This is a genomic window from Bacillus sp. FSL H8-0534, assembly GCF_038005885.1.
GTDB classification, from domain to species: Bacteria; Bacillota; Bacilli; order Bacillales; family Bacillaceae_G; genus Bacillus_A; species Bacillus_A pseudomycoides.
Genome location: NZ_JBBOUC010000001.1, coordinates 4,952,342 through 4,978,053 on the forward strand (window position 1 = coordinate 4,952,342; position 25,712 = coordinate 4,978,053).

General features: G+C 34.1%; 22 protein-coding genes and 1 pseudogene. 13 read left to right on the forward strand and 10 right to left on the reverse strand.

Annotated features, from left to right (window positions below):
- Positions 1–84: 84 nt before the first annotated feature.
- The 3 genes from MHH71_RS25390 to MHH71_RS25400 all read right to left on the reverse strand — a co-directional run bounded on the left by MHH71_RS25390 (position 85) and on the right by MHH71_RS25400 (position 3,514).
- Positions 85–798, reverse strand: coding sequence for an ABC transporter ATP-binding protein (locus MHH71_RS25390; RefSeq protein WP_003199354.1), 714 nt, complete (start codon positions 796–798; stop codon positions 85–87).
- Positions 798–1,862: an ABC transporter permease gene (locus MHH71_RS25395; RefSeq protein ID WP_018765199.1), complete on the reverse strand. Its 1,065-nt coding sequence runs from the start codon at positions 1,860–1,862 to the stop codon at positions 798–800. The genes MHH71_RS25390 and MHH71_RS25395 overlap by 1 nt, the downstream gene beginning before the upstream one ends.
- A gap of 239 nt (positions 1,863–2,101) precedes the next feature.
- The gene (locus tag MHH71_RS25400; protein WP_033799445.1) at positions 2,102–3,514 is read right to left on the reverse strand and encodes a sensor histidine kinase; all 1,413 of its coding nucleotides are present in this window, start codon (positions 3,512–3,514) and stop codon (positions 2,102–2,104) included.
- Positions 3,515–4,394: 880 nt separating this feature from the next.
- Here MHH71_RS25400 and MHH71_RS25405 point away from each other — a divergent pair.
- The 5 genes from MHH71_RS25405 to MHH71_RS25425 all read left to right on the forward strand — a co-directional run bounded on the left by MHH71_RS25405 (position 4,395) and on the right by MHH71_RS25425 (position 12,356).
- Positions 4,395–7,031: a collagenase ColA gene (locus MHH71_RS25405; protein WP_006097314.1), complete on the forward strand. Its 2,637-nt coding sequence runs from the start codon at positions 4,395–4,397 to the stop codon at positions 7,029–7,031.
- Positions 7,032–8,127: 1,096 nt separating this feature from the next.
- Complete coding sequence (locus MHH71_RS25410) at positions 8,128–9,519, forward strand: amino acid permease (protein ID WP_018782218.1); 1,392 nt, start codon at positions 8,128–8,130, stop codon at positions 9,517–9,519.
- Positions 9,520–9,910: 391 nt separating this feature from the next.
- Positions 9,911–10,105 carry a hypothetical protein gene (locus tag MHH71_RS25415; RefSeq protein ID WP_006097313.1) on the forward strand — a complete coding sequence of 65 codons (195 nt, stop codon included), beginning with the start codon at positions 9,911–9,913 and terminating at the stop codon, positions 10,103–10,105.
- Positions 10,106–10,446: 341 nt separating this feature from the next.
- A complete protein-coding gene (gene pdxR, locus MHH71_RS25420; protein ID WP_006097312.1) occupies positions 10,447–11,883 on the forward strand; it encodes a MocR-like pyridoxine biosynthesis transcription factor PdxR in 1,437 nt (478 codons plus the stop codon).
- 50 nt (positions 11,884–11,933) lie between these two features.
- The gene (locus MHH71_RS25425) at positions 11,934–12,356 is read left to right on the forward strand and encodes a YfmQ family protein (protein WP_018765206.1); all 423 of its coding nucleotides are present in this window, start codon (positions 11,934–11,936) and stop codon (positions 12,354–12,356) included.
- Between the two features lie 113 nt (positions 12,357–12,469).
- Here MHH71_RS25425 and MHH71_RS25430 read toward each other — a convergent pair whose 3' ends face one another.
- Positions 12,470–13,159, reverse strand: coding sequence for a Crp/Fnr family transcriptional regulator (locus tag MHH71_RS25430; RefSeq protein ID WP_018765207.1), 690 nt, complete (start codon positions 13,157–13,159; stop codon positions 12,470–12,472).
- Positions 13,160–13,232: 73 nt separating this feature from the next.
- Here MHH71_RS25430 and MHH71_RS25435 point away from each other — a divergent pair, with 73 nt between their 5' ends.
- On the forward strand, positions 13,233–14,021 hold the full coding sequence (locus MHH71_RS25435) for an HAD-IIB family hydrolase (protein ID WP_003199369.1): 789 nt from the start codon (positions 13,233–13,235) through the stop codon (positions 14,019–14,021).
- Between the two features lie 76 nt (positions 14,022–14,097).
- Here the strand turns inward: MHH71_RS25435 and MHH71_RS25440 are convergent, their stop codons facing one another.
- Positions 14,098–14,562, reverse strand: a complete 465-nt coding sequence (locus MHH71_RS25440; RefSeq protein ID WP_224796269.1) for a CBO0543 family protein — start codon at positions 14,560–14,562, stop codon at positions 14,098–14,100.
- Positions 14,474–15,685 (reverse strand): DUF2515 domain-containing protein, encoded by a 1,212-nt coding sequence (locus tag MHH71_RS25445; RefSeq protein WP_170957105.1) that lies wholly within the window; start codon positions 15,683–15,685, stop codon positions 14,474–14,476. Before MHH71_RS25445 ends, MHH71_RS25440 begins: the two co-directional genes overlap by 89 nt.
- Positions 15,686–15,909: 224 nt before the next feature.
- On the opposite strand from MHH71_RS25445, the gene MHH71_RS25450 reads away from it, so the two are divergent.
- The gene (locus MHH71_RS25450) at positions 15,910–16,299 is read left to right on the forward strand and encodes a VOC family protein (protein ID WP_006097311.1); all 390 of its coding nucleotides are present in this window, start codon (positions 15,910–15,912) and stop codon (positions 16,297–16,299) included.
- A 129-nt stretch (positions 16,300–16,428) separates the two neighbouring features.
- On the opposite strand, the gene MHH71_RS25455 is transcribed toward MHH71_RS25450, so the two are convergent.
- Positions 16,429–17,073 (reverse strand): YczE/YyaS/YitT family protein, encoded by a 645-nt coding sequence (locus MHH71_RS25455; protein WP_003199374.1) that lies wholly within the window; start codon positions 17,071–17,073, stop codon positions 16,429–16,431.
- 501 nt (positions 17,074–17,574) lie between these two features.
- Here MHH71_RS25455 and pepT point away from each other — a divergent pair.
- Positions 17,575–18,807: a peptidase T gene (gene pepT, locus MHH71_RS25460; protein WP_006097310.1), complete on the forward strand. Its 1,233-nt coding sequence runs from the start codon at positions 17,575–17,577 to the stop codon at positions 18,805–18,807.
- A 197-nt stretch (positions 18,808–19,004) separates the two neighbouring features.
- On the opposite strand, the gene MHH71_RS25465 is transcribed toward pepT, so the two are convergent.
- The 3 genes from MHH71_RS25465 to MHH71_RS25475 are packed head-to-tail and all read right to left on the reverse strand — an operon-like array spanning position 19,005 to position 21,238.
- A complete protein-coding gene (locus tag MHH71_RS25465; protein ID WP_006097309.1) occupies positions 19,005–20,108 on the reverse strand; it encodes a DNA-3-methyladenine glycosylase 2 in 1,104 nt (367 codons plus the stop codon).
- Positions 20,109–20,118: 10 nt separating this feature from the next.
- Complete coding sequence (locus MHH71_RS25470; RefSeq protein ID WP_006097308.1) at positions 20,119–20,640, reverse strand: methylated-DNA--[protein]-cysteine S-methyltransferase; 522 nt, start codon at positions 20,638–20,640, stop codon at positions 20,119–20,121.
- A gap of 4 nt (positions 20,641–20,644) precedes the next feature.
- On the reverse strand, positions 20,645–21,238 hold the full coding sequence (locus tag MHH71_RS25475; protein WP_018782211.1) for a bifunctional transcriptional activator/DNA repair enzyme AdaA: 594 nt from the start codon (positions 21,236–21,238) through the stop codon (positions 20,645–20,647).
- Positions 21,239–21,419: 181 nt separating this feature from the next.
- Here MHH71_RS25475 and MHH71_RS25480 point away from each other — a divergent pair.
- The 5 genes and pseudogenes from MHH71_RS25480 to MHH71_RS25500 form a co-directional block, all read left to right on the forward strand.
- Positions 21,420–21,512, forward strand: a pseudogene (locus MHH71_RS25480) (exonuclease III); the annotation flags it as partial.
- 343 nt (positions 21,513–21,855) lie between these two features.
- Positions 21,856–22,821: an iron-hydroxamate ABC transporter substrate-binding protein gene (locus MHH71_RS25485; RefSeq protein ID WP_006097305.1), complete on the forward strand. Its 966-nt coding sequence runs from the start codon at positions 21,856–21,858 to the stop codon at positions 22,819–22,821.
- 19 nt (positions 22,822–22,840) lie between these two features.
- Entirely contained in the window at positions 22,841–23,848 is a 1,008-nt protein-coding gene (locus tag MHH71_RS25490) for a FecCD family ABC transporter permease (RefSeq protein WP_078212042.1), read from the forward strand.
- Positions 23,849–23,870: 22 nt separating this feature from the next.
- Positions 23,871–24,863 carry a FecCD family ABC transporter permease gene (locus MHH71_RS25495; RefSeq protein WP_006097303.1) on the forward strand — a complete coding sequence of 331 codons (993 nt, stop codon included), beginning with the start codon at positions 23,871–23,873 and terminating at the stop codon, positions 24,861–24,863.
- 15 nt (positions 24,864–24,878) lie between these two features.
- On the forward strand, positions 24,879–25,697 hold the full coding sequence (locus MHH71_RS25500; RefSeq protein ID WP_003199311.1) for an ABC transporter ATP-binding protein: 819 nt from the start codon (positions 24,879–24,881) through the stop codon (positions 25,695–25,697).
- Positions 25,698–25,712: the final 15 nt, after the last annotated feature.

The window sequence follows — 25,712 nt, forward strand, 5'->3', positions numbered from 1 at the left end:
TGCTGTTAATTAAAGAAAACTTTCTTATCCCCTAAATAGGGGATAAGAAAGTTTTTTTAGGTCATCGCTATTGTACAGGTGTTCTTATACTTCGTTTTCTCGTAGTAATTTTCCATCGCGAAGTATTAAAATTCGATCACATACATCAAGCATTTTTTCATCGTGTGTAATCATAATTGCTGCTTTTTTATTTTTCTTAACTTCATGTTTCATTCGTTCAACTACTTCTCTAGCACGTTTTGAGTCAAGACTAGCAGTAGGTTCATCAGCTAAAATTAAGTCTGGATTATTCATAAATGCACGAGCAATGGCTACACGTTGTTTTTCACCACCTGAAAGTTGATTTGGATAATGATTCATTCGATGTGATAATCCAAAAGTTTTCAGTAATTGTTCTGCAAGTTTACCAGCTTCTTTTTTATCTTCTCCCTTTAACTTAGCGATATATAAGAGTTGTTCTTTCACTGTTAAGAAAGGTACGAGGTTTGCAAATTGAAATATAAATCCGATTTTTCTTAAACGAATATCGGTCATCTCTTTTTCTGATAAGCTTGTTATATTTTGACCAGAAATATAAATATTTCCTTTAGAAGGGGATAAAAGTGCACCTGCGATGGAAAGCAATGTACTTTTCCCAGAACCAGACGGACCAACAATGCCTATAAATTCGCCTTCTTTTATATCTAACGTAATTGGGTGCAAAGCTGTTACTTCTGTATCTCCTTCTCCATATACTTTACTTACTTGATCCAACTTTAATAATGACGATGGGGTATCCCATTTTAATTCTGTTACCATTACATGCCACCTCCGATTGCTTCTAATGCATCTACTTTTAATACTTGATATAGAGAAATTAGTGTACCGAATATACTAATTAAGATAAAGATACCTGCATATTGCAAGATTGTTGTTGTTGTTAATAAGAACGGCATACTAGCTGGTAAAACAGCCTGTACTGCAAAGATTAAGCCAATGCCGATTATAAGAGCAACACCAGATAAGAATATAGACTGTACAACTAAACTATTTGCTAAATATGAGTTTTTTGTTCCGATTGCTTTTAATACACCTAATTGATGTGTTTTTTGTAATGTAATGACATAGAAGAAAACGCCAATTAATAATGCTGAAATTACAAGTAAAAACGCAATAATCATCGTTAATGTTCCTTGTTCTTCTTTATAACCTGGAATACTTTGCAGTACTTCTTTTTTATCAACAACTGTTGCATTATCGATTTTTTTATCAGTATTTAGGGCGATTACACTGTAATCTTTTTGATGTGGCAGTGCAATGCTGTCCCATACATTTTCATTCATATGAACAACAGGTGCATGACTAAACATTTGATTTTGTGTAAATCCGACAACTTTGAAAACCTTTTGAGAAACAGGATCTACTAGTTCATCTCCAAGCTTTATCCCTTTTTCCTTGATGGATTCATCAGCAATGATTTCATTGTTTTCTAAAGTACCGTTTTTTCCTTCAATAACTTTTGGGGCAATGAATGAATCTTGTTTACTTGAAAAAATAGCAACATCAACTTTATTTGAACTGCCTTCTTTTTCAAATGTTGCGACCTTAATATGCATTGGAACCGCATCTTTTGCATCAACCTGTGCCAATACTTTATCTACATCCTCTTTCTTAATTTGGGAGCGTAATAATTTACCCTCTGCATCATTTGATAATATAAACTTGTCTGCTTTCATTTCGATAATAGAAGAGGCATTAGCATGAGATAAACCATTTGCTAGACCTGATATAATAAGTACAAGAAATGATAATAACATCATGATTGTGCCGATTAATCCGTACCGTAATTTCGATTGTTTTAATTCTTTAAGTGCTAAAAACATTAGGTTCATTCCTCCTTGTTTCATTCTATGTTCTTATCATAAAGAGGAAATATGAACGGAATATGAACAAAAGGTTACAAAAGACGGGGATACAGTTTATATATAAATATGTTACAGAAAAAGAAGATAACTCCCTATTTTATAAAGGAAGTTATCTTCTTTTTGATCGCTGTATATTAATAAAAATTTTGTTTTTTGTTCAAAGTAGGTATTTTTTCAGTAGGCTTAGTGAATGCAGGTTATTTTTTATTTTGCATATGAATAGTCCCTTCTTGTTGTTTCGGAAGGTAAATAGAAAAAATCGTTCCTTTTCCAAGTTCACTATCCACTGTTATTGCTCCGCTATGAAGGTCAATGATTTTTTTTACAATAGAAAGACCTAATCCACTTCCATTTACATTTCTGTTTCGGGCAGTATCGACTTTATGAAATCGATCAAATATTTTTTTTATTTCATTTTCAGGTATACCAATACCCATATCAGTAATCGAAATGCGCCATTCTGTTTCCAGCTCTTCTGCTTCAAATGCAATCGTTCCGCCGCTTTCTGTAAATTTGATACTATTGGTAAATAAATTCATCCATACTTGATGGAGCAAGTTTTCGTCTCCGTAAATTTGCATGTTGGGAACATCCATTTCAACTGCAAGTTCTTTCGTTCTCCATTCCCATTCAAGCATAAAAATAGTATCTTTTATTTGATTCCCAAGATCAAAAGATTGCTTACGTAAAGTAAGATCTTCTTTATCAAGTGATGCAAGTATTAATAATTGTTTGCATAAACTGGACATGCGTCGACTTTCTGATTCGATGATTTCTAGGTAATGTGTCTGCTCAGATTTCGTTAAATCATTAGTTTGTAATGTTTTTGAAAATCCTTGAATAGATGATAATGGTGACTGAAATTCATGTGAAACATTCGAAACAAATTCTTGTCGCATCTGCTCTGAATTTCGTAATCTTTTGGCCATTTTACGAAAGCTAGTTGCAAGCGTTCCAATCTCATCTCGGCGATTTTCTGGTAGTACTAAATCATAGTTGCCACATGCAACCTCTTTTGTCGCATGTGTAAATCTTTGAATAGGACGAACGACAAAGCGGGTAGCTATCGCGATACAAATTAGACTGATTATGATAATTAATCCTAATAAAACAGCATAGAAAATACGTAATTCTCCAAATTGCTGTTGAATATCCGGACGAATAAATAGCGCATAACCCTTACCATTGTTTTCGATAGGGATCCCAATACTATTCAAAAGTGTATTATCAAAAAAGCCAGTAGCAAATAAACGATTAGGATACGTTGCAATTCCATTGTATATATTTCCTTTTAATACATGTTCAATTGTCTCTTTACTAATATTCATTTTCTTGAAATTATCATCGTACTGCTTGCCTTGTTTTTTATCGTCTACTACGTAAATTTCAAAGCCAAGGTTAGAAATAGACTGTAAATAACCATCTTTATTTTGTTCTGTATTTTTCTCATATAAATATTTTACTTCTTGTGCATATTTTAAAATTTTCTCGCTGTTATATGGTTTTAAATAAACATGATAATATACATTTGTAAGTAAAAATGCCAATATACTACTAACCAGCATAATAAAAACTGATATGATAACAAATCTAGCATATAATGAGCGCATATTTTTTCACCTCTAATTTATCGTTCTATTTTTTGAAAGTAAGACCTCCCGTATCAAGATTTTGAGAAAACACAGAAGATAGGAGGGAGTTGACTGCTGGCATGTGCCTGAGCAGTAGGGCGGAAAGAAAAACTTCCACTGATGGAAGTTTCACTTTATATAAAATGATGATCACAAATGATGTGAGAAATTGGAAAATCCAACGAAGTGAAAAATGTAATAAGCATAAGTGTTCCTTCTTTCACTTTTATAGAATAAGAGATGTTTATGAACAGAAGATGAACATGTTATTACAATTTCTAAGAAAATGAAAAGTGTGCTGTCAATAAAACTGACAGCACACTTCTCGTTTCATTAAAACGATGAACCATTACAAGATAAATATGATTTTTTATATAAAAATACAATTGATTTGTATGAAAAAGTGGAATGATTAGTGAAAAAGGATGCACAAATATATTATTCGTTTTATGAAATAACTCGCCAAAAAAGTAAAAAAAGTGTGCAACTAATTCAAAGAACCCTGTTCTTATGTGATTTGTCAGTAGCGGGCTTTTTTCTTTTTTGACAGGGGAGTTTTATGTCAAATAAAATATACATTACTACATTGTTTATGTATATTTTATTTGACAGTATTAATAAAGAATAGTTGCCTATTCATAAGATACAACATTGGCACAATTTTTGCTTATATTACATTAAAGGAAGGGGGAAGTAAATTCAAGCAATAAGTATGATGTATCATTAGTAGTAAAAAAGTGACTTAGCATTATATCACTAAATTTACTAGTATTAATAGGGAGCTGTTTAATAAAGACAGATTGAACAATTCATTTTTAAAAAGTCTGAATTTTCTATCTATTAAAAAGGGGGCAACAGCATGGTGAAATACTCGAAATTTTATAAATTGATGCTGGGCGTTGGACTTGTTACTGTATCATGTAATGGATTGCAAGTTCAAGCAGAGACAAAAGAAAAATATACGAAGAATACATTACAAATGGAGCCGATAGGGTCAAGGCAATCTCCTGATGAGTTGGCACACTCTTCGAACATACAAGAAAGTACTTCATTTACAAAACGGTTAAAGTTAGCAGACCTATCGCAGCGTCCACCAATGCCAAAAGAGAATACTAAACAGCTAGTTGAAGAAAGAAAATATTCGATGGCTGAATTGAATCAATTAAGCAACAAACAATTAGCCGATCTTCTTGTGACAATTAAATGGAATCAAATTCCGGAATTATTTCAGTTTAATAATGATAGTTTGAAATTCTATCAAGATGATAGCCGTATGCAAGCACTCATTGATAAACTAGCAGAACAAGGTCAAACGTATACGAAAGATGATTCAAAAGGAGTTGAGACATTAGTAGAAGTTATACGCTCGGGTTTTTATTTAGGCTTTTATCATCAAGAATTAAGTAAACTAAGTGAGCGTAGCTATCATGACAAATGTTTACCAGCGTTAAAAACAATTGCGAAGAACCCGAATTTTAAACTTGGTACATCAGAACAAAATAAAGTAATTTCGTCGTATGGAATGTTAATTGGAGGCGCGTCGGCTGATGTTGAAATAATTCAATATGCTGCTGGAATTCTTAAACAATATAATGATAATCTTTCTACGTTTATTGAAGATCGGACAAAAGGTGATGCTATATATAACTTGATGAAAGAAATTGATTATGATGTTCAGTCGTATATGTATACTACGGACAAAGAACCAAAAGATACGATGTGGTATAAGAACATCGATAGCTTTATTAATGAAGTAAGTCGTTTTGCACTAATTGGTACGGTAACGGATAAAAATGGATGGTTAATTAATAATGGCATTTACTATGCTAGCCGATTTGGCAAGTTTCATAGTACACCAACAAAAGGACAGCAAGTTGTTACAGAAGCGATGCGTATTTATCCATATTTAGGACAGCAATATTTTGTTGCGGCAGAACAAATCACTACAAATTATGGCGGAGTAGATGCAAACGGAAAGACAATAAATTTGGATAAAATTAGAGAAGATGGCAAGCAAAAATATTTGCCGAAAACGTATACATTTGATGACGGGGCAATTGTCTTTAAAGCGGGAGATAAGGTTACTGAAGAGAAAATTAAACGTTTGTATTGGGCAGCAAAAGAAGTGAAAGCACAATTTTATCGTACAGTTGGTAGTGATAAGCCACTTGAAAGTGGACATGCTGATGATGTGTTAACAATGGTGATTTACAATAGTCCGGATGAATATCAATTTAATCGTCAATTGTACGGCTATGAAACAAATAATGGTGGAATTTACATTGAAGGAATCGGAACTTTCTTTACATATGAACGTACACCGCAGCAGAGTATTTATAGTTTAGAAGAATTGTTCCGTCATGAATTTACACACTATTTGCAAGGAAGATATGAAGTGCCTGGGTTATGGGGACAAGGAGAACTATATCAAAATGAACGCTTGACTTGGTTTGAAGAAGGAAATGCGGAATTCTTTGCAGGTTCAACTCGAGTAGATAGTGTTGTACCGCGAAAAAGTATAATTGGTGGATTATCCAATGATCCAGCTAAGCGATACACAGCTGAGCAAACATTAAATGCAAAATATGGAGCGTGGGATTTTTATAACTATTCGTTTGCATTGCAATCTTATATGTATAATAACCGTCCTGATATGTTCGATAAAGTACATGATTTAATTCGTGCAAATGATGTCCCAGGTTACGATGCGTATCGCTCTGCATTAAGTAAAGACAATAAATTAAATGAAGATTACCAATCTTATATGCAAATGCTTATTAATAATCGTGATAAGTATACAATTCCGCAAGTATCAGATGATTATTTAGCAGGGCATAAACTGAAAGCGCTTTCGGAAGTTGCGGCGGATATCACAAATGAAGCAAAGTTAAAAAATGTGAAGGTAACAAAGAATAAATCACAATTCTTTAATACATTTACACTACAAGGAACATATACAGGAAGTACGTCAAAAGGAGAAAATGAAGACTGGAAAGCGATGAATCAAGCAACGAATGAGATGCTTAAACATCTTTCGCAAAAAGAGTGGAGCGGATATAAAACATTAACTGCTTATTTCGTAAATTACCGTGTCAATGCAGCTGGGCAATTTGAATATGATATTGTGTTTAACGGAGTGAACACTGAGGAGGATACTAGTGTAGAAAAAGAACCAAATAATTCATTCGATACAGCTAACCCTCTATCTCTGAACACGTTATTACGAGGTAGCCTAAATAATCAAGATCAAATTGATCGCTTTGTAATTGATATAAGGGAAGCGAAGGATTTACAGATTACCGTTACGAATGAGCAAAATCTTGGATTGAATTGGGTATTATATCACGAGTCAGATTTGAATAACTATGTTACTTATGCAACAAAGTACGAAGGAAATAAATTGCTGGGAAGCTATTATGCGAATCCGGGGAAATATTATTTAAGTGTATATAAATATGGCAGTGGAACAGGGAATTATACAATAGAAGTAAAATAATAGAAAGTGGCTGTTTCGAAAGCCTCTTGTTAATTATATAACCACCTGCTGCTAATTTTTTCATAACACAGTACTTGGAAATGATATGTTATTAGCCTTTTGTGGATTTAAAATAAAGTCATGATCTTTAAAACAAAGTCGCGACGTTTGTAAGGAAGTCACACTGTTTTGAAAAAAGTTAAACTGTTTATAAAAAAAATGAAATTCCTTATCTTAAGAAGGGATTTCGTTTTTTTTATTATACTAACGGGACCAACTGTTACTTACTAATTTAGACATTAAATATCTATTTCACAAGTAAAGCTCCGAGGCCACCTTCAATGATTCAATCGTTACCATCCTTTCAGCCTTGGGGAGCTCTCTGATACACTCCTAACCATCTACTCTCCTCTTCATCGCAAATAAAATCATGGCAAATTACAGTTGTTTAAGTTATTATAACGGATTATAAAAAAATACATGCTATTTTGTCAATACATTTTTAATCACGCTATTTACGGACAGTAAGACTCACTTCTTACGACAAAGAAGTTAAATTAGGAATCAACTGCTCGTAAAAGCCTGATTCATGAGGGAGAAAACTCTCAACGATTAAAGTTTCACTCTATTATGTTTTCCTTGTAACTCTACGATTAAAAGGCGAAACACTTTTTTATAAGGTTTCATTTCATGCTGATTATGCTACAAGATAGAAATTAGAGTTCGCTATTTACTCTTAAGCTCGATTATGGGTAACTACTCACCTAGATTTGCTACGATGATGAAGTGTTTTTATAATAATCGGGTAATGGTGTTTATTTCTAATCTAGTTATTATTTTCTAATTAATTTATATATAATAATTTTCTGAAAAAAATAATTGTATTTTTCAGACAGATAAATTATTATAAAATAAGTAATTTTGTAATTTTATGACGAAGGGAAGATAGGGTTAATTTTCTGACTATTGCGAATGGTTAATAGGAAATGGAAAATGATTTTAGGGCAGCTTTTAAAAGAGAGAAAAAAGTGACGCTTGCTTCATCATTTTGATACCTAATAGAAATTGTAGTATAGTGTTCAGCTTGGGATTTAATAGCGCAAGAGGGGGAAATAAAGTGGAAAACAAAGAACTAAAGAGGGGTTTAGAAGCGCGTCATATTCAAATGATTGCTTTAGGCGGTACAATTGGTGTTGGTTTATTTATGGGTTCAGCAAGTACGATTAAATGGACAGGTCCGTCGGTAATGCTTGCTTATGCAATCGCAGGAATTTTTATATTTTTCATTATGCGTGCGATGGGAGAAATGTTGTATGTAGAGCCAGGTACAGGTTCATTTGCGACATTTGGCCATAAGTATATACACCCATTAGCAGGGTATATGACGGCATGGAGTAACTGGTTCCAGTGGGTGATTGTTGGAATGTCAGAAATTATAGCGGTTGGGGCATACATGCAGTACTGGTTCCCGGATCTGCCTGCTTGGGTGCCAGGTATCATCACAATGGTGATTCTTGGTGCGGCGAATTTAATTTCTGTTAAATCATTTGGTGAATTTGAATTTTGGTTTGCGATGATTAAAATCGTTACCATTGTGTTAATGATTATTGCGGGGGTTGGACTTATTTTCTTCGGATTTGGTAACGGAGGGAATGCAATCGGTTTATCTAATCTTTGGGAAAATGGCGGCTTCTTTACAGGTGGCTGGTCAGGGTTCTTCTTTGCTCTATCACTAGTTGTTGGGGCTTATCAAGGTGTCGAATTAATTGGGATTACAGCTGGCGAAGCAAAAGATCCGAGAAAAACGTTAACTAAAGCGATTCAAAGTACGATTTGGCGTATTTTAATTTTCTATATTGGGGCAATTTTTGTTATTGTAACTGTTTACCCTTGGGATCAACTAAGCTCAATTGGTAGCCCGTTTGTGGCAACTTTTGCGAAAGTTGGGATTACAGCAGCTGCTGGGCTGATTAACTTTGTCGTAATCACAGCTGCAATGTCTGGCTGTAACAGTGGTATTTACAGTGCAGGACGTATGCTTTATACACTAGGAATGAATGGACAAGCACCAAAATACTTTGCAAAAGTCTCCCGTAATGGTGTGCCTTTATTTGGTACGATTGGCGTGTTAATTGGCTTAGCGATTGGCGTTATTTTAAGTTATATTGCACCAAAAAACTTATTCGTGTATGTATACAGTGCAAGTGTACTTCCTGGTATGATTCCGTGGTTTGTCATTCTGATTAGTCAAATCCGATTCAGAAAAGCAAAAGGAGCTGAAATGGACAATCATCCGTTCAAAATGCCATTTGCGCCTGTTACAAACTATGTAACGATTGCCTTTTTAATCATGGTGCTAATCGGTATGTGGTTCAACGAAGACACACGAATCTCACTTATTGTAGGAGTTATTTTCCTGGCTATCGTTGTCATTAGCTTTTATGCTTTTGGAATAGGTAAGCGTGTTCCAGTAGAGGTTCAAACAGAAAATGAAGTGGCTAACCGATAATTTACTTTGTTTGGTTAACGTTTTTCTAATTGGACAATAATACGAAGAATTTTTGATGAGGTATCAAGACAACCGAATGTTTCATAGTGCTAATAAAAAGCAAACAACCGATGAGAAAGACTCAGTAGGTTGTTTGCTTTTTTTGTATTGTTCTTTTTATTTTTTTAGTGGTAGCAATAACTTAGAAACACTATTTTTCACTCGTAAAGTGGATGAGTAAAAAGTTGTGAAAGTGGATGGTCCTTTTGAAATAAATATCCCTTATTATAAAAGAGAAGGGTAGTATGCTTTAAGTATCTTGATTATGCTCTCATCCAAAAAGTATAAAGTTTTTAAGTCGAACGATTAGATTTTCTGTTCAAATAGACTGGTTTTAGAGAGGAGAAAGCCAATGAAATTTGCAATTTCATTAGTTATTATTATTGTAATTGTATCACTTTTGGGAACGATGTTAGTTGCAAGAAACATGGAGGAAAATTACGGTCAGTCTACGAAGCAGAATGTGACGAACTTGTCTGTTATTTATATCGTCCTTTTATTAAGTCTTCTTATAGGAGTTACGTGGTATGCGGTTGCTGTCTTGTAGTCTTTGTACTTTAGATAAGTAGGTGGCCTAAATGAAATGGAATGTTTATTTTTTAACACTATTCTTTTTTATAAGGATATAGAGACATCACCTTTTAATGTAAAGAAGCTCCATTCCTCAAATATGTGAATGTACAATAGGAGTGGGAATTCAATTCGTATATCTATTTAGTTACTACTATTCACATTGTAGAATGAGTGAATATCTTCATAGTTGGGAATGAATAGGGCAAACTATGCTAAATTCAAACAGCGAAATACTTAGTATATAACAAACAGAGATTAACACCTTAATTTTATTTTAATCAATAAAAAGTCTGCTGATAAGAGGGAGGGAATTAGATGGAATGGAGACCCAATCGTGCAGATAAAACGTCAGTCTACAAACAAATTGCTGACTATATAGAACAGGGGATTTCTTCAGGAGAATTTTCTTCAGATAGTATGTTACCTTCGGAACGTACTTTAGCAAAAGAGTTGCAAGTGAACCGCAGTACGGTAGTAGCGGCATATGAGGAACTGAAATCACTTGGGGTAGTAGAGAGAATAAAAGGAAGTGGAACGCGTGTAAACACAGATATATGGGGGATATCGCGTAAACGTACGCCAAATTGGGGGAGATATGTAGAAGATGGTTCATTCCTCCCGAATCTACCGCTAGTTCAACAAATTCGAACAGAAACTCAGAAGGATGATTTGATTAATTTAGCAAGTGGTGAGTTGTCACGGGATTTGTTTCCTGCTGACCAGTTTCGCAGGATTCTCTCAGAACAAATATTTATGGAGAATCTAGGATATGATCATCCACAAGGAAATGAAAAGTTAAGGGAAACGATTTCTTCACATGTAGATAAATATAAAAATATCGATGTTGATCCACGCTCTATTTTAATTACATCAGGGGCGCAGCAGGCACTTAATCTTATTGTGCAGTGCTTGCTTAAGCCAGGAGATGCCATTGCTATTGAGAATCCATCGTATTGTTTTTCGCTTCCGATGTTTAAATCTGCCGGGTTAAAAATATACCATTTACCTGTGGATCAACATGGCATGAATCCGGATGATTTGATAGATTTACACAGAAAGCACCGAATTCGCATGGTATTTCTAAATCCGGATTATCAAAATCCAACCGGAACGGTCCTTTCATTGTCTCGTCGCAAAAAGATTTTGGGATTGTCATCTGAATTTGGTATACCAATTGTGGAAGATGATCCTTATAGCTTAACTTCTTTCAATGGAGAAGTAAATCCAACCTTAAAGTCTATGGATACGAATGGAAATGTTCTATATATTAGTTCATTATCGAAAATCGTAGCATCTGGATTGCGAATTGGGTGGGTGATTGGTCCACCTCAGGTCATTGAGCGTTTAGCAGATGCAAAGCAGCAAGTAGATTTTGGACATAGTGTCTTTCCTCAATGGATAGCGAATCAATTCTTAGAATCAGAAAATTTTCATGCGCATATTTCTATGCTTCGTAAACAACTGAAACAGAGAAAGGATCAATTAATCACAAGTCTTGGGGAACTTTTAGGGAATCAGGTTGAGTTTCATGTTCCAGAAGGCGGTATCCATTTGTGGTGTCAAGTGCAGGGTTCAATTGATGAATATCATTTATTAGGAAGAGCGATACAAAATGGTGTAGCTTTTGTTCCAGGGAGTGTATTAGGTTCGAAAAAAGAATATGTACGTTTTACTTTTGGAAGAGCGAACACAGATCTTATTCATGTAGGGATTAAAAGATTTGTAGAGACTCTAAATAGTATTCGACGATAATAGGAATCATGTAATAATAAGAATTTAGAATGTAGTGGAGATGATAAAATATGACGACCTGGTTTATAGTTATGTTAGTTCTTTTCGGTGGTCTTAAAATAGTAGTGTCCAGTCTTCCAACCTCTGTTGTGGAGTCTTTTGTCAGTAGATTTGAATTGCATCCACAACTTAATGGTGAGGCTGTTACTGTAACAATTGATGGAAACCGATTAGCAGATGAAGATAAACTTCAAATTATTGATTACTTTAACGAAGCAATATTTTTAGAGAAATATTATTTTCCACCAGAGGGCAGTGAGACTCCATTGATCATTGATACGAAGAGAGGAAAAAACGATGTTAGGTTTTGGGTTTATAGTTACAACGATCATGTTGATGTAGTCAAGCAGTACAAGAGGAAAGTAGTCGCGTATAGTCTGCGTTCCAAAAGCCTTCAAAACCATTCTATGTTAGTAATGGGAGAGGTAGTTTAACAGATTTTTAAAGGGACGGTCTAAAACCCATTACAAAGACAAATCATAGAGAGAAGGAGCAATTGGAATGAGTTGCTCCTTTTTGGAATGCAACAATATTTAGTATAACGAAATTATTCGTATCTTAAACCATTAGAAATACGTTCAATAGATTCCCAATCTTTTACGATAATTTGTTTGTTTTCTTTGCGAATGACATTCGTTATACTTAATTTTTCGATAATGCGATTTAGATGTCGAGTTGTAGTACCGATAAGTGAAGCGATCTCGTGATGATCTGTTGTACGGATTTCTCTCCCGAATAGTTTAGAGGTATTTCGTATTGTGCATAAGTAACTTGCAAATCGTGTTTCCACTGAAGCTAACAAATTAATACGTGAGGCAGTCGTACATGTTTGTAGTTTGTAAGTCACATGGTGTAAAAGTTCTTGTGAAAAAGCAATGTCATGTAAAAGTACATTATTAACATAGTGTTTATTGATAAAAATAAAATCGGTTTTTTCTTCAGCGCTTACATGCGATTGTATATTTACATTTTGAATGAGTTCAATATCACCCATAATGGAAACGGCAGAACAAAATCGAAGTAATAATGCTTTTCCTGTAATTACACTCGTCGTAATTTTTGTACGTCCAGATATTTGAATGTATAGACCGTCAATAGCTTCTCCTTCGTGTAACACAATCTCTTTTACATCATATCGTCGAATTTGAAATGGGTGATGAAGATGTGTAAAAAGTTTCTGTATATGTTCATTTGCTAAGTAAGTTGATAGTAGCAAGTCGTCTTCAATTTTTTTCATGATTTTCCTCCTTTTTCGGACATCTGTCCTGTTCATTATAAAAGAAATTTTTTACATTAAAAAGAAAGGAGTGATGTATATGAAATTTATTTTTGATATTGATGGTACAATTTGTTTTAAAGGAAATCCATTAACGGAAGGTATAATTCAAGCATTAGATACTTGTCATGCTAGAGGACATGAAATCATATTTGCATCTGCTAGACCAATAAGAGATTTATTACCTGTAATACCAAGGCATATGCATCACTATTCAATGATTGGTGGAAATGGGGCATTTGTTGTAAAAGAAGGAAAAGTCATTGAGGTTACACCATTTGATAAATCAACAATGAAGTCTATTCGTTCATTAATAGAGGAGCATCACCTTGCTTATTTGATCGATAGTCAATGGGATTATGCTTATACTGGAAGTGAAAATCATCCAATTTATCGCAACATAGATCCTGATAAATTAGCTACTAATGTATCGATTGATTGCATCGATGAAATGGTGAAAGTTGTGTTGTTCCCTGATGGGAATGAAGAAAAATTAGTGGAAGTGTTAAATGAACTACCTGTGCAAATGTATGCACATCATCAAGAGGACATAATTGATATAAGTCCATTAGGGATTGATAAATGGAAAGGATTACAAAAGTTAGGAGTAGAAGAAGGATCATTCATCGCTTTCGGTAACGACGCAAATGATGTACCAATGTTTTTGCATGCGAAAGAGGGAGTTTGTATTGGTGATCATAAAATGTTGCGCTCCGTTGCATCTATGAGCCTACAGAGTAATGAGCAATGTATTATAGAAAAAATTATTAAGTTATCAGACATAGAATCTAGGAATATATGGGACTTAATGAGAAACCTTTAAAGCAAATTAGAAGTTGGTTTCTAATTTGCTTTTTCTTTATATAGTAACTTTGTTTTTATTAATCTACAACTACTACTTAGTATTGTAGCCACCGATAAATCTTCCACATAAAAAACATGAAAATCATATATCCAAAGAAAGAATAATAATGATGCCAGTTTTCATTGTGAGTAAACAATCCTAAGCTTTCAGCAAATTGTTCGGATATACTTGCACAAATGCCGATTAGCATAATAAATAGAATTCTTGAGAATGTAGATAAAGCTTTGGCAATATGTAAAAAGAAAGCAGTAAAGGTTGGCAATATAAATAATGTAAAAGCGATATTGACCGAAAACATATTTGGAAATGGTCTGACTGGAAAGGCATACATTTGTTTACTAACAAATAGATAGTCTAAATATGTTCCAATGAAACAGGAGAAAATGATGGCGACTATAAATGCTAGGTGATTACTCTTCTGTTTCTTCTTCTCTGAGAAGGATATTTTTTTTCGTAAGAATTGCAAGTTCAATTTTTTCCATCGTTTTACAATAGTCATCCTCAATCTTCCCATTTGTATTTTCTCCTTTATCAATGAAATAGTCTACGATACGCCAGTCTTCAAACCAGTCTCCTTTTTCTGCCTCTTCATGTTTCAAATCTTTCCATGCGTATATTAATTGAGGGCTGTATAAACGATTTGCATCTTTTCTGAGGTGACATTTTTTTATTCTACGTTTATAAAATTCACGAGAAAATGACTCATTTACATCAGAAAACAAATGAGGCCAGTAGTCTTTCCGTGAAGCAGTATGCGAATGATCGTGAGCCCAATTTATTACTTTGGATAACGTATGTTCGTTGCGAAACAATAAAGAGTATAATCGTTTGCCTAGTAGAATTCGTTCATGTAAGGAGGTAAAGTGTTTCATTGTATCACCAAATAACAATGTTTTTTGTTTGGTCTCATCTTCATAGTATGGAAAAAGGATATGATTAAAACGGAAGAAGTCAAAGAGTTTAAATCCAATACTATTTAGTACGGTCTTTTTAAAGTGATCATTTTGAATGACTCTTTTTTCTAAATAGCTTTGTTCATTAATAATCGTTGCTATAGCTAATGTATAGTGATTGCCCGTTTTCCAAAAATGGTTCCACATCGTTTCCATAAACGTTGAGACATTGAGATGGGGTAGGAGGTAAAAGAGAGTTTTAGATCTTTTAAGGCTTTGTTCATATAGTAAAAATTGTGGATACACATCTTGGAAGATTAACCAGTTTCCCCGTTCTAAAAAAGAGTAGTAGGTAAGTTGGTCTTTTTCTGATAACAATCTTGTATATAAATCCCCTTTTAAATCTGTCATATTCCAACCGCCATTACGTGATACCATATGTCCAAGTAGAGCCCAGTGTATTTCAGGATGCTGAAGGTAAAACTGATAATAAGCACGTGTTCTCGTCACGTTATTTTTGTTCAGTTGTTTTGTTTGTTCTGTAATGTTATAAATAAGCATTTTCTCTTCTATTGTTAATGCAGCCTTTTTAAAGGAAGCGGTACTACTTTTGCTTTTTTTCTTTAGTTCATTTTTTACATCTAAAAGAGAAAGCGGGATCGCTTTGGAAGACCCGTTCCATTTTCTTTTTCGATTGTTTTCATACATTTTATTTCCTCCTGTTAACATGAATTTCAACAAATAGTTTAATAGAACGGTTACCATCATTTTATTACACATATTCTGAATAAATGTGGACTGTTTTTGGGGGACATAAACAGTGTAATATTTTTTACTATAAGCACGATAAGTCTTTTGTACTATTTCATCTTCATACGAATGAGGGATTCAATAAACGTGGAACTCGATTATATTAACAGATAGGAGCATAAAAAATATAAGGAGAGAAAAGCATGAAGAATTGGGTTCAAATTAGAATTGCACGCCCGACAGCTAAATTTGAAGAAGTTATCGCATTTTATGAAGAAGGATTATGCTTAAAACGGATAGGGGAGTTTCATAATCATGAAGGTTATGATGGAGTTATGTTTGGATTACCTGATGTAGAATATCATTTAGAGTTTACAAGGCATATCAACGTCAGTCCATGTCCAGCTCCAACAAAAGATAACTTACTGGTGTTTTATATGACTCATAAAGCTGAGATTGAAAAAGTAACTAACAGGTTACATGCGATGGGTTATGATGAAGTTGAACCAGAAAATCCATACTGGAAAGAAAAAGGTATTACAATAGAAGATCCTGACGGGTGGAGAATTGTACTCATGCATATAGAGAAATAAAAGTAGTATATTTATAAAAAAGAGGTCGTTTGTTCTAGTTTCCCGTTAAAAATTTAAATATAAAAAGAGTCTATTTTGATGATACTGTCTTCAAAATAGACTCTTATATTTTTGTTAAGTTTTATATATTTATAAATTCGCACTAATGTGGTCTTTCTTTTTCCTCTCTAAAGTATTTAAAAACATTTGAAATGCTTTAAATGATTGCTGGAATATTGGACTTTGGATAAAAGTGTATAAGAATGTTACGATGAAAACGGGACCTCCTAGAATGTATCCAATTACAAGCACAATACTCTCCACAATGATTCTAGCACGACTTACAGATAATCCAGTTTTATCCGAAATGGCAAGCATAAATCCATCCCGCGGTCCTGCACCAATTCCGGCGGCGACATACATGCCACCTCCAATGCCTGTAATTATGATTCCAGCAAGTAAAATAAGAAGATTTATCCATAAATACTGAGTAGCATGAGGAAGGATATTCAATCTCAAGAAAAAATCCATAATAGGACCGATTAGCAGTGCATTTAAGAATGTCCCTACGTTTATGTATTTTGGATCTACTACTAAAGAAACCAGAACGAGAAATAAACCGCATATAACACTCCATGTGCCGATTGTCCATCCGAATCGCTGAAAGAGTGCCATATTCAGAACTTCCCATGGATGCAGACCAAGGAATTTAACTTTTACCGCAATGGCGTTTCCGAGTCCAAAGAAAGTTAACCCTAAGAAAAAAAGAAAATACCGAAAGAGTGTGAGTCCCATCTTTAATCCCCCTAATATTATATATAATTACGTATATTACATGTGGAAATTTAATTATACAAATATTTCTTCTTTTTAATGAAAATGAATAATTTTAGTTTTTATGTGTGTGTAGTAATCAAAAGGTGAAACTACTTTTAATATAGGGGTTGTTATCAGTGAACAGACGAGTACTATTGATAATATACTTATTTCAAGCTATTTGTTAGTTTGTATATTATGTAAATATCATTCATTAGTAAAATGAATATTTTTGATTTTATAAATAGGGATAATGTATTGGTTTGTACTTACAGTAAAAAAATCTATATAAGATCTGTTACTATTTTAAGAGGAAAGTATATATTTTTATATCTTCAAACAAGGGAGAACATACGCTTTTTAATGGGGGCGAAATACTAAAAGTAATGAAAAAACGACATGGTTACAGTCAAAAACTTTAAAAAATTTCACCATGAGGATTATAATAAAGAGAGGTTCATGAAAAAGGAGTGAAATAATTTGAAACAAGAGCTTATAGAAAGATTTACAAGATATGTGAAGGTAGATACACAATCGAATGAAGAAAGTCATACAGTACCATCAACACCGGGGCAAATTGAGTTTGGAAAATTACTAGTTGAAGAATTAAAGAAAATTGGTTTGACAGAAGTAACGATGGATGAAAATGGATATGTCATGGCAACGCTTCCTGCCAATACGGAAAAGGATGTTCCTGTAATTGGTTTTTTAGCTCATTTAGATACAGCAACTGATTTTACAGGAAAGAATGTGAAACCGCAAATTCATGAGGATTTTGATGGGAAGGCAATTACATTAAATCAGGAATTGAATGTTGTTTTAACACCAGAGCAGTTTCCAGAACTGCCATCATATAAAGGGCATACCCTGATTACGACGGATGGAACAACACTTCTTGGTGCAGATGATAAAGCAGGCCTTACAGAAATTATGACGGCTATGAATTATTTATTACATAACCCACAAATTAAACATGGAAAGATTAGAGTGGCATTTACGCCTGATGAAGAAATCGGTCGGGGACCATCTCACTTTGATGTGAAAGCTTTTGGAGCATCTTTTGCTTATACAATGGACGGAGGTCCGCTTGGAGGATTGGAGTATGAGAGCTTCAATGCTGCAAGTGCAAAACTTACTTTTAAAGGAAATAATACGCATCCTGGAACAGCAAAAAATAAAATGCTAAATGCAAGTAAGTTAGCGATGGAGTTTCATGCGAAGTTACCAGTAGAAGAGGCACCTGAATATACAGAGGGGTATGAAGGTTTCTATCATCTTATTTCTATAAATGGTGATGTTGAGAAAAATAAAGTTCATTACATTATTCGAGATTTTGATCGTGATAACTTCGAGACTCGTAAAAATGCAATCACGAATATTACGAAACAGATGAAAGAAAAATATGGTGAAGAAAATATCATTCTTGAGATGAATGATCAGTATTACAATATGCTTGAGAAAATTGAACCGGTCAGGGAAATTGTTGATATTGCGTATGAAGCGATGAAAACTCTAGATATTGAACCAAATATTCAACCAATCCGCGGGGGGACCGATGGCTCTCAATTATCATATATGGGCTTGCCGACGCCAAACATTTTTACTGGTGGGGAAAACTATCACGGTAAATTTGAATACGTTTCTGTAGATAATATGGAAAAAGCTGTTCAGGTTATTATAGAAATAGCACGATTATTTGAAGAGCAGGCATAAAAAAATCCAGGTAGTGAAAAAAGACTATCTGAATTTCTTTTTAATTGCTCAATGATATACTTACTTGTAATTGCATTTGGCATTCTCACGTTAGTAGATATCAGTAGGGAATATAATTCCTGGTTTCACTTTATAATATGAACAATAGATAGGTTTTATTTATTGAAATGAACCTATCTATTGTTGTGCTGAAGAATTTAATACAGAACTCGCCATAAATAAAAGGTCGCATAGGATTCCCAATTCTTCCATGCTGAAGCATACTCTCTTATTTCTTTTTTTGTTGGTTTATGATCTGATCCTGTTAAAAGTTTGATCACATTATGTAGGCCAACATCATCAATTGGAAAAGCGGAAGGGAATCTTAGACAACGCATTAAAATATAATTTGCTGTCCATGGTCCAATACCACGTATGTCGGTTAATGTTTTCTCAGCATCTTTTAGGTTGCTTTTTATGAACGATTCTTTACTTAAGTTGCCTTGTGTAATGAGTTTTGCGACACCAATAAGATATTCACATTTCCTCGTAGTCATTTTTAATTCTGTTAGATCTTTTACTGTTAGATTTGCGATGACCTCTGGTGATGGGAATATCCAATATTTCTGTCCATTCCATTCGATATGTTCGCCGAAGGATTCAACAAATCGTCTTTTTAACGTATATGCAAATGTGAGATTAATTTGTTGACCAAGAATACCCCAACATAGTGCCTCAAATAAATCAGGGATTCCCATATTACGGAGTCCGTAATATTCGTTGATTGGTGTAGACAGAAGTACATCGTCTTTTGCTAAATCGTAAAATGGAGTTAGATCCGTATCTAAATCAAACCATTCTCTTACATATCTCGCTACTGTAGCGCGAACCCATTTCTCAGGTGGCGTCTCACCACCTAAAAAGCGAACATGGATGTTCCCCTCATCATTTACACTTGTCTCGATTAATGGGTTTTCTCCCTCAATCGGAATGACTCTATAAATTTTATTATTTTCAATGTGAAACATACATTCATTTTTGGAACGTGAAAGATAGTGTGAATTTTGTTTAAAGCTAAATTCTTTCGGAACAATTAATGTTATGCTGTCATTTTCATCTTTCCACGCTGTATATGGAAGCTCAGGACAACAATTTTTACAAGGCTGATAACCAGTTTGTTCCGCTTCTTTTCTAGATTTAAATTTTCGATTGTTTCTTGGAGACTGTTTTTGTTCGCACCAAGGGAAGCAGTAGTTTTTCGTTGTTTTGTTACCTATAAAATAAGGAGCATCCCATTCAAGAGGAATTGTAACATTCTTCATTTTCAACCACCTACAGTAATATTTTTTCTAATGTTAACAATTCTTTTTTCATTGCTAAACCACCTCTAAAACCAGATAATTTCCCATTCTTCCCAATCACACGATGGCAAGGGATTGTAATTAATAGAGGATTGGCTCCAATCGCGGTACCAACAGCACGTGCTGATTTTGGTTTTTGAATAAGCTGTGCAATATCTGAGTAGGAATAGGTTTTTCCATAAGGAATTTCACGTAATGTATTCCAAACAGTTAATTGGAAAGGCGTTCCGTGAACGTCAATAGGACATGTAAATACTTCACGTTGTTTTTTTAGATACTCTACTAGTTCTTGAACATACGGTTCTAGCTTTAAGGGTTCTTGAACGAAAGTATGTTTCGGAAAACGTTTTTTCGTCCAAGTGGCTAATTCTTCAAAAGCTTGATGTTGAGATCCTACAAAGCATAATCCTGTTGATGTTGCGGCAATATACATATGCCAATTTTCATGAACAAATAGCGTCCAATATATAATTTGGTTTGTTTTAGCTTCCATGTTATTATACCTCGTTTATAGGATTCATTTTTCGATATTCAGTAGGGGTATATCCCGTTTTCTTTTTAAATAATGTTGCAAAATGTGCAGTGTTGGGTATACCCACAGTAAAACCAATTTCCATAATTGTTAGATTTGTATCCGCAAGATAGTGCATAGCTTTAGCAACCCTTATTTGTTGTATATATTCTAGTGGAGTGATACCTTTCATTCGCTTAAAAGTACGCTGTAAATGATAAGGACTGCCATGACACATATCTGCAAGTATTTCGAGAGTTAATGCTTCACGATAATGTTTATTGATATACGCTGTAATTTGTGTTACCCAGTCTTCATCAGGTAACTTGATTCCATTTGGCTTACAACGTTTACACGGACGAAACCTTTCGGATAATGCTTGTTTTGCATTGAGGAAAATTCGCACATTATTTTTGTTTGGTGTTCTAGATTTACATGATGGTCGGCAAAAAATACCAGTTGTCTTTACAGCGTAAAAAAATTTGTCATCATAAGAAGAATCGTTGTGTATAATGGCTTGCCAATGTTCATCCGTCAAATTATTTACACTTGTTTCTAATTGTAATTTCTCATTTTGCATATGGATCACCTCCGAAATTAGTATACCCTGAACGAAGTACACATGTACGCATTTACGAATGTAAGAGCAAGATTACAAAGGTGAAAAAATGATAGTCTCTTTATTTTGTGTTAGCATGTAAGCAGAAAATAAAAATATGAGGCGAGTATTAATGCTATGACATCAAGAGGGGGAACAAAAAGTGAAATTTATTTCGTGGAATGTAAATGGTTTACGAGCAGTTATTGCAAAAGGTGGTTTTATAGAATACTTAGAGGAAGCGGATGCGAAAATCAATCGTGAAGTAATGGGGTCAGATCATTGTCCTGTTGAATTACATATGGAATTTTAGAAAAAATAAAAAAGCAGTATCTATCTTGGATGAAGGATAGATACTGTTTTTTTATTTGTTTTGTTAAAATTTTTCAAATCATTCTTGAAATAATTCATTTATAACTATATACTTAATAACGATAATCATTATCAATAGATAGGAAAAAGATAATTTATTATTAGGGGAAGTGAAATAAATGAGTTTTAATTTTAAATAGATGTATTGTAAGGGGATACATGGAAAGAGTATTTCACTAAAATACTATATTTAAAGATTGCAAATTTGGAGAGGAGTATTTATAGACATGAATAAGAAATTATTTACACTAGGAATGGTCACAGTATTAAGCGTAGGTCTTGCAGCATGTAACAGTGCAGATAAAAGTTCAGGAGAACAAAAACAAGAATCAAAAGCAACTGAAACGAAAAAAGATGAGAAACGAAAGATTACATATCTAGGAAAAGAATATACAGTACCCGCGAAAGTAACGAACATTGTAACTGCTAGTTTAGAATCAATGGAGGATGCGGCGGTACTTGGTATTAAACCAGTAGGAGCAATTACTATAGGTGGAAAATTACCAGCGAACGTTGCGAAAGATTTAGAAGGTGCAAAATCTATCGGAGAGAAAATGCAACCGAATTTTGAAACATTACTTCAATTAAAACCAGATGTCATTACATCTAGTACGAAATTCCCACCAGAGGCCAGTGAAAAGTTTACGAAGGTAGCTCCAACGTTCCCAATATCACATGTTTCAACAGATTGGGAAGATAATTTAAAGCTGATGGGAGAACTTTCTGGTAAAAAAGATAAAGCAGAAAAAATTATTAAAGATTATAAAGCTGATGCTGCAAAAGCAAAAGAAAAGATTGGAGATAAGTTAAAAGATAAAAAGGTGCTTGTAATAAGACTAAGAGCGAATAACTTATACCTTTATCCAGAAGGAGTATACTTCAATCCTGTAATTTATAAAGATTTAGGATTAACTGTTCCAGAACAAATTAAAGCTGTAAAAGCACAAGAAAAAATTTCTTTAGAAAAACTGGCTGAAGTCAATCCAGATTATGTATTCTTGCAATATGAGGCAAGCGAAAATGATAAACCAAAAGTGTTAGAAGAATTAGAAAGTAATCCAATTTGGCAAAGTATGAATGCCGTAAAAGATAAAAAAGTATTTGTAAATACTGTTGATCCAATCGCGCAAGGTGGTACTGCTTGGAGTAAAACAGCATTTTTAAAAGAAGTAGTGAAAAATTTATCTAAATAAGTAAGGTGCGTTGAATGATATGCGGAAAATAAATGCAGTACCAATGATAATTTTATGCTTAGCGCCCATATTTATTTTATTTACAGTTATGCTATCTATTTTATATGGGGCAAAAAATATCGATTTTGAAACAGCTTGGAATGCACTGTTTCATTTTGATTCAGGAAATGTAAATCATAATATTATTATTACTTCTCGTTTACCAAGGGTAGTTGCAGCTCTTTTAGTTGGAGCTTTTCTAGCCATATCAGGAGCACTTATGCAGGGGATGACAAGAAACTATCTTGCATCCCCTTCTATTATGGGTGTGACGGATGGCTCAGCTTTTGTGATTACGATGTGTATGGTATTTCTTCCAGGAATGTCTTCAGTAAATATGATTTTATGTTCTATGCTTGGCTCGGCATTAGGGGCAGGAATTGTTTTTGGTTTTGGTTCACTGCTTCGGAATGGATTATCACCAGTTCGAGTGGCGATTATAGGAACTGTTATAGGGACGTTTTTAAGTAGTATTTCTGCAGCTATTGCTTCCTATTTTCAAGTTTCGCAAAATATTAGTTTTTGGTATAACATAAGATTAGATCAAGTGGATTCGAATGTACTTAAGTTAACAATTCCTTTCGGTATAGTTGGCATTATTTTATCCCTTCTAATTTCAAAATCTATTACGATTCTTTCGTTAGGAGAAGAGGTTTCTATTAATTTAGGACAGCGTACAAAGCTTGTAAAAGCTACTGCAATTCTATCCGTTGTGTTTTTAACAGGTACTGCGGTTGCTTTAGTCGGGAAAATTGGTTTTGTAGGACTCATTATTCCTCATATTACTCGCTTTTTAATCGGGGTAGATTATAAATGGATTGTACCTTGTGCCGGTGTAATTGGTGGTATTTTTCTAGCTTTATGTGATGTGTTAAGTAGATTTGTAAATTATCCATTTGAAACGCCAATAGGGGTCGTTACCTCGTTAATTGGAATTCCTTTCTTCCTTTATTTAATTAGAACAAGAGGAGGGGAGAAGCATGCTTAGAGATGCACTGTCGCGTTATGTAATGACAATGAGTATTATCATACTTTTAATTTTGAGTGCAATTTATATTAGTTTAACGAATGGTACGTTTGATATTACGATTACAGATGTATTTCGAACGCTATTTCGAATTGATCCTGTACCTGAACATGATTTAGTTATATTTGATTTCAGGCTTCCGAGAATCGTAATCGCAGGATTAGTAGGATTAGGTCTTGGGATTGCAGGTGCTGTTATTCAAGGGGTTACAAGAAATGGTTTAGCTGATCCTGGCATTTTAGGGATTAATGCGGGAGCGGGTACTGCAATTGTGATCTTTATGTTTTTCTTCCAAGGACAAATGAAAAGCACAGATTGGATTTCTATTATGATGATGCCGTTGTTTGGTCTAGTGGGCGGGCTAGGTGCTGCTATATTAATTTATATGTTTTCTTGGCGAAATGGAAAATTAGATTCACAGCGTCTTTTGTTAACGGGGATTGCGATAGGTTCAGGCTTCGGAGCATTTTCTATGTATTTATCATTGAAGATGAAAGCAACTGACTTTGAAATGGCAGCTGTGTGGGTTTCGGGAAGTATATATAATGCAAACTGGAAGTATATTATTGCTATGTTGCCATGGCTCATTATCTTAATTCCAATTATCAAAAGAAAAGCGTATTTACTTGACTTATTTCAATTGGAAGAGACGAGTATAACAAGTTTAGGAGTTTCAGTAGAAAGAGAAAAGTCGATTTTATTATTAAGTAGTATTGGGTTAGTGAGTGCATGTGTTTCTATTTCAGGGAGCATCGGATTTATTGGTCTAATGGCACCACATATTGCGAAACGTCTGGTCGGCATTCATCATAATCATGTAATTCCTGTATGCGGTGCAATTGGAATGTTACTCGTGATTGCTTCGGACTTTATTGCAAAAACTGTTTTTGTACCAGCTGAATTACCAGTTGGGATTGTAATTTCGATTGTTGGTGTACCATATTTCCTATATTTGTTATACAAAGCAAAGGCGTAAGAGGAGTGATAGAAAGTGAAGGTTCTAAGCGCTGAGAATTTAGAAACGAGTTATGAAAAATTTACGGTGTTTCGTGATTTAAATGTAGAAATACAAGAAGGAAAAGTAACGACAATTATTGGACCAAATGGATGCGGGAAATCTACATTGTTAAAAACAATGGGCCGAATTTTAAAACAAAAAAGTGGTAAGGTATATTTACAAGGACAAGATTTACATACAATTCCTACAAAACAAATTGCGAAGCAGCTAGCATTACTTCCGCAAAACCCAATTGCTCCGGGAGAGCTTAAGGTAGAAGAATTGATTTCTTATGGACGCTATCCACATCGAAACAATGTAAATAAATTATCATCTAAAGATAAAGAAATTATTGAATGGGCGATGGATATTACAAAAACGACTGCTTTTCGCAAACGCCAAATTGCAAATTTATCCGGTGGACAAAGACAAAAAGTATGGTTAGCGATGGCATTAGCACAAGAAACGGAAGTTCTATTATTAGATGAACCGACTACATATCTTGATATGTCTCATCAATTAGAAGTATTGCAAATTGTTGAACGATTAAATAGGGAGCATAATTGTACGGTAGTTATGGTACTGCATGATATTAATCATGCAGCAAGATTTTCTGATGAAATTATTGCAATGAAGGAGGGGCAAATTGTTACAATAGGAAACCCAATAGAAATTATTACGAATGAAGTGCTGAAAAATGTATTTCATATTGATGCACGCGTCATGATAGACCCGTATAATGGGGCTCCTGTATGTTTCGGTTATGATAGTGTGTTCCAAGAAGAAAATACTGAAATATATGTAACTAGCTAAAATGATAAAAGGAGG

Coding starts and splice junctions, on each gene's coding strand:
- MHH71_RS25415 (WP_006097313.1), top strand. CDS start 9,911: ATGAAATTTGCAATTTCATTAGTTATTATTATTGTAATTGTATCACTT.
- MHH71_RS25490 (WP_078212042.1), top strand. CDS start 22,841: ATGCGGAAAATAAATGCAGTACCAATGATAATTTTATGCTTAGCGCCC.
- MHH71_RS25485 (WP_006097305.1), top strand. CDS start 21,856: ATGAATAAGAAATTATTTACACTAGGAATGGTCACAGTATTAAGCGTA.
- MHH71_RS25495 (WP_006097303.1), top strand. CDS start 23,871: ATGACAATGAGTATTATCATACTTTTAATTTTGAGTGCAATTTATATT.
- MHH71_RS25400 (WP_033799445.1), bottom strand. CDS start 3,514: ATGCGCTCATTATATGCTAGATTTGTTATCATATCAGTTTTTATTATG.
- MHH71_RS25475 (WP_018782211.1), bottom strand. CDS start 21,238: ATGCAAAATGAGAAATTACAATTAGAAACAAGTGTAAATAATTTGACG.
- MHH71_RS25445 (WP_170957105.1), bottom strand. CDS start 15,685: ATGTTAACAGGAGGAAATAAAATGTATGAAAACAATCGAAAAAGAAAA.
- MHH71_RS25465 (WP_006097309.1), bottom strand. CDS start 20,108: ATGAAGAATGTTACAATTCCTCTTGAATGGGATGCTCCTTATTTTATA.
- MHH71_RS25450 (WP_006097311.1), top strand. CDS start 15,910: ATGAAGAATTGGGTTCAAATTAGAATTGCACGCCCGACAGCTAAATTT.
- MHH71_RS25440 (WP_224796269.1), bottom strand. CDS start 14,562: ATGACTATTGTAAAACGATGGAAAAAATTGAACTTGCAATTCTTACGA.
- MHH71_RS25470 (WP_006097308.1), bottom strand. CDS start 20,640: ATGGAAGCTAAAACAAACCAAATTATATATTGGACGCTATTTGTTCAT.
- MHH71_RS25435 (WP_003199369.1), top strand. CDS start 13,233: ATGTATATGAAATTTATTTTTGATATTGATGGTACAATTTGTTTTAAA.
- MHH71_RS25425 (WP_018765206.1), top strand. CDS start 11,934: ATGACGACCTGGTTTATAGTTATGTTAGTTCTTTTCGGTGGTCTTAAA.
- MHH71_RS25395 (WP_018765199.1), bottom strand. CDS start 1,862: ATGTTTTTAGCACTTAAAGAATTAAAACAATCGAAATTACGGTACGGA.
- MHH71_RS25405 (WP_006097314.1), top strand. CDS start 4,395: ATGGTGAAATACTCGAAATTTTATAAATTGATGCTGGGCGTTGGACTT.
- MHH71_RS25455 (WP_003199374.1), bottom strand. CDS start 17,073: ATGGGACTCACACTCTTTCGGTATTTTCTTTTTTTCTTAGGGTTAACT.
- MHH71_RS25430 (WP_018765207.1), bottom strand. CDS start 13,159: ATGAAAAAAATTGAAGACGACTTGCTACTATCAACTTACTTAGCAAAT.
- pdxR (WP_006097312.1), top strand. CDS start 10,447: ATGGAATGGAGACCCAATCGTGCAGATAAAACGTCAGTCTACAAACAA.
- MHH71_RS25390 (WP_003199354.1), bottom strand. CDS start 798: ATGGTAACAGAATTAAAATGGGATACCCCATCGTCATTATTAAAGTTG.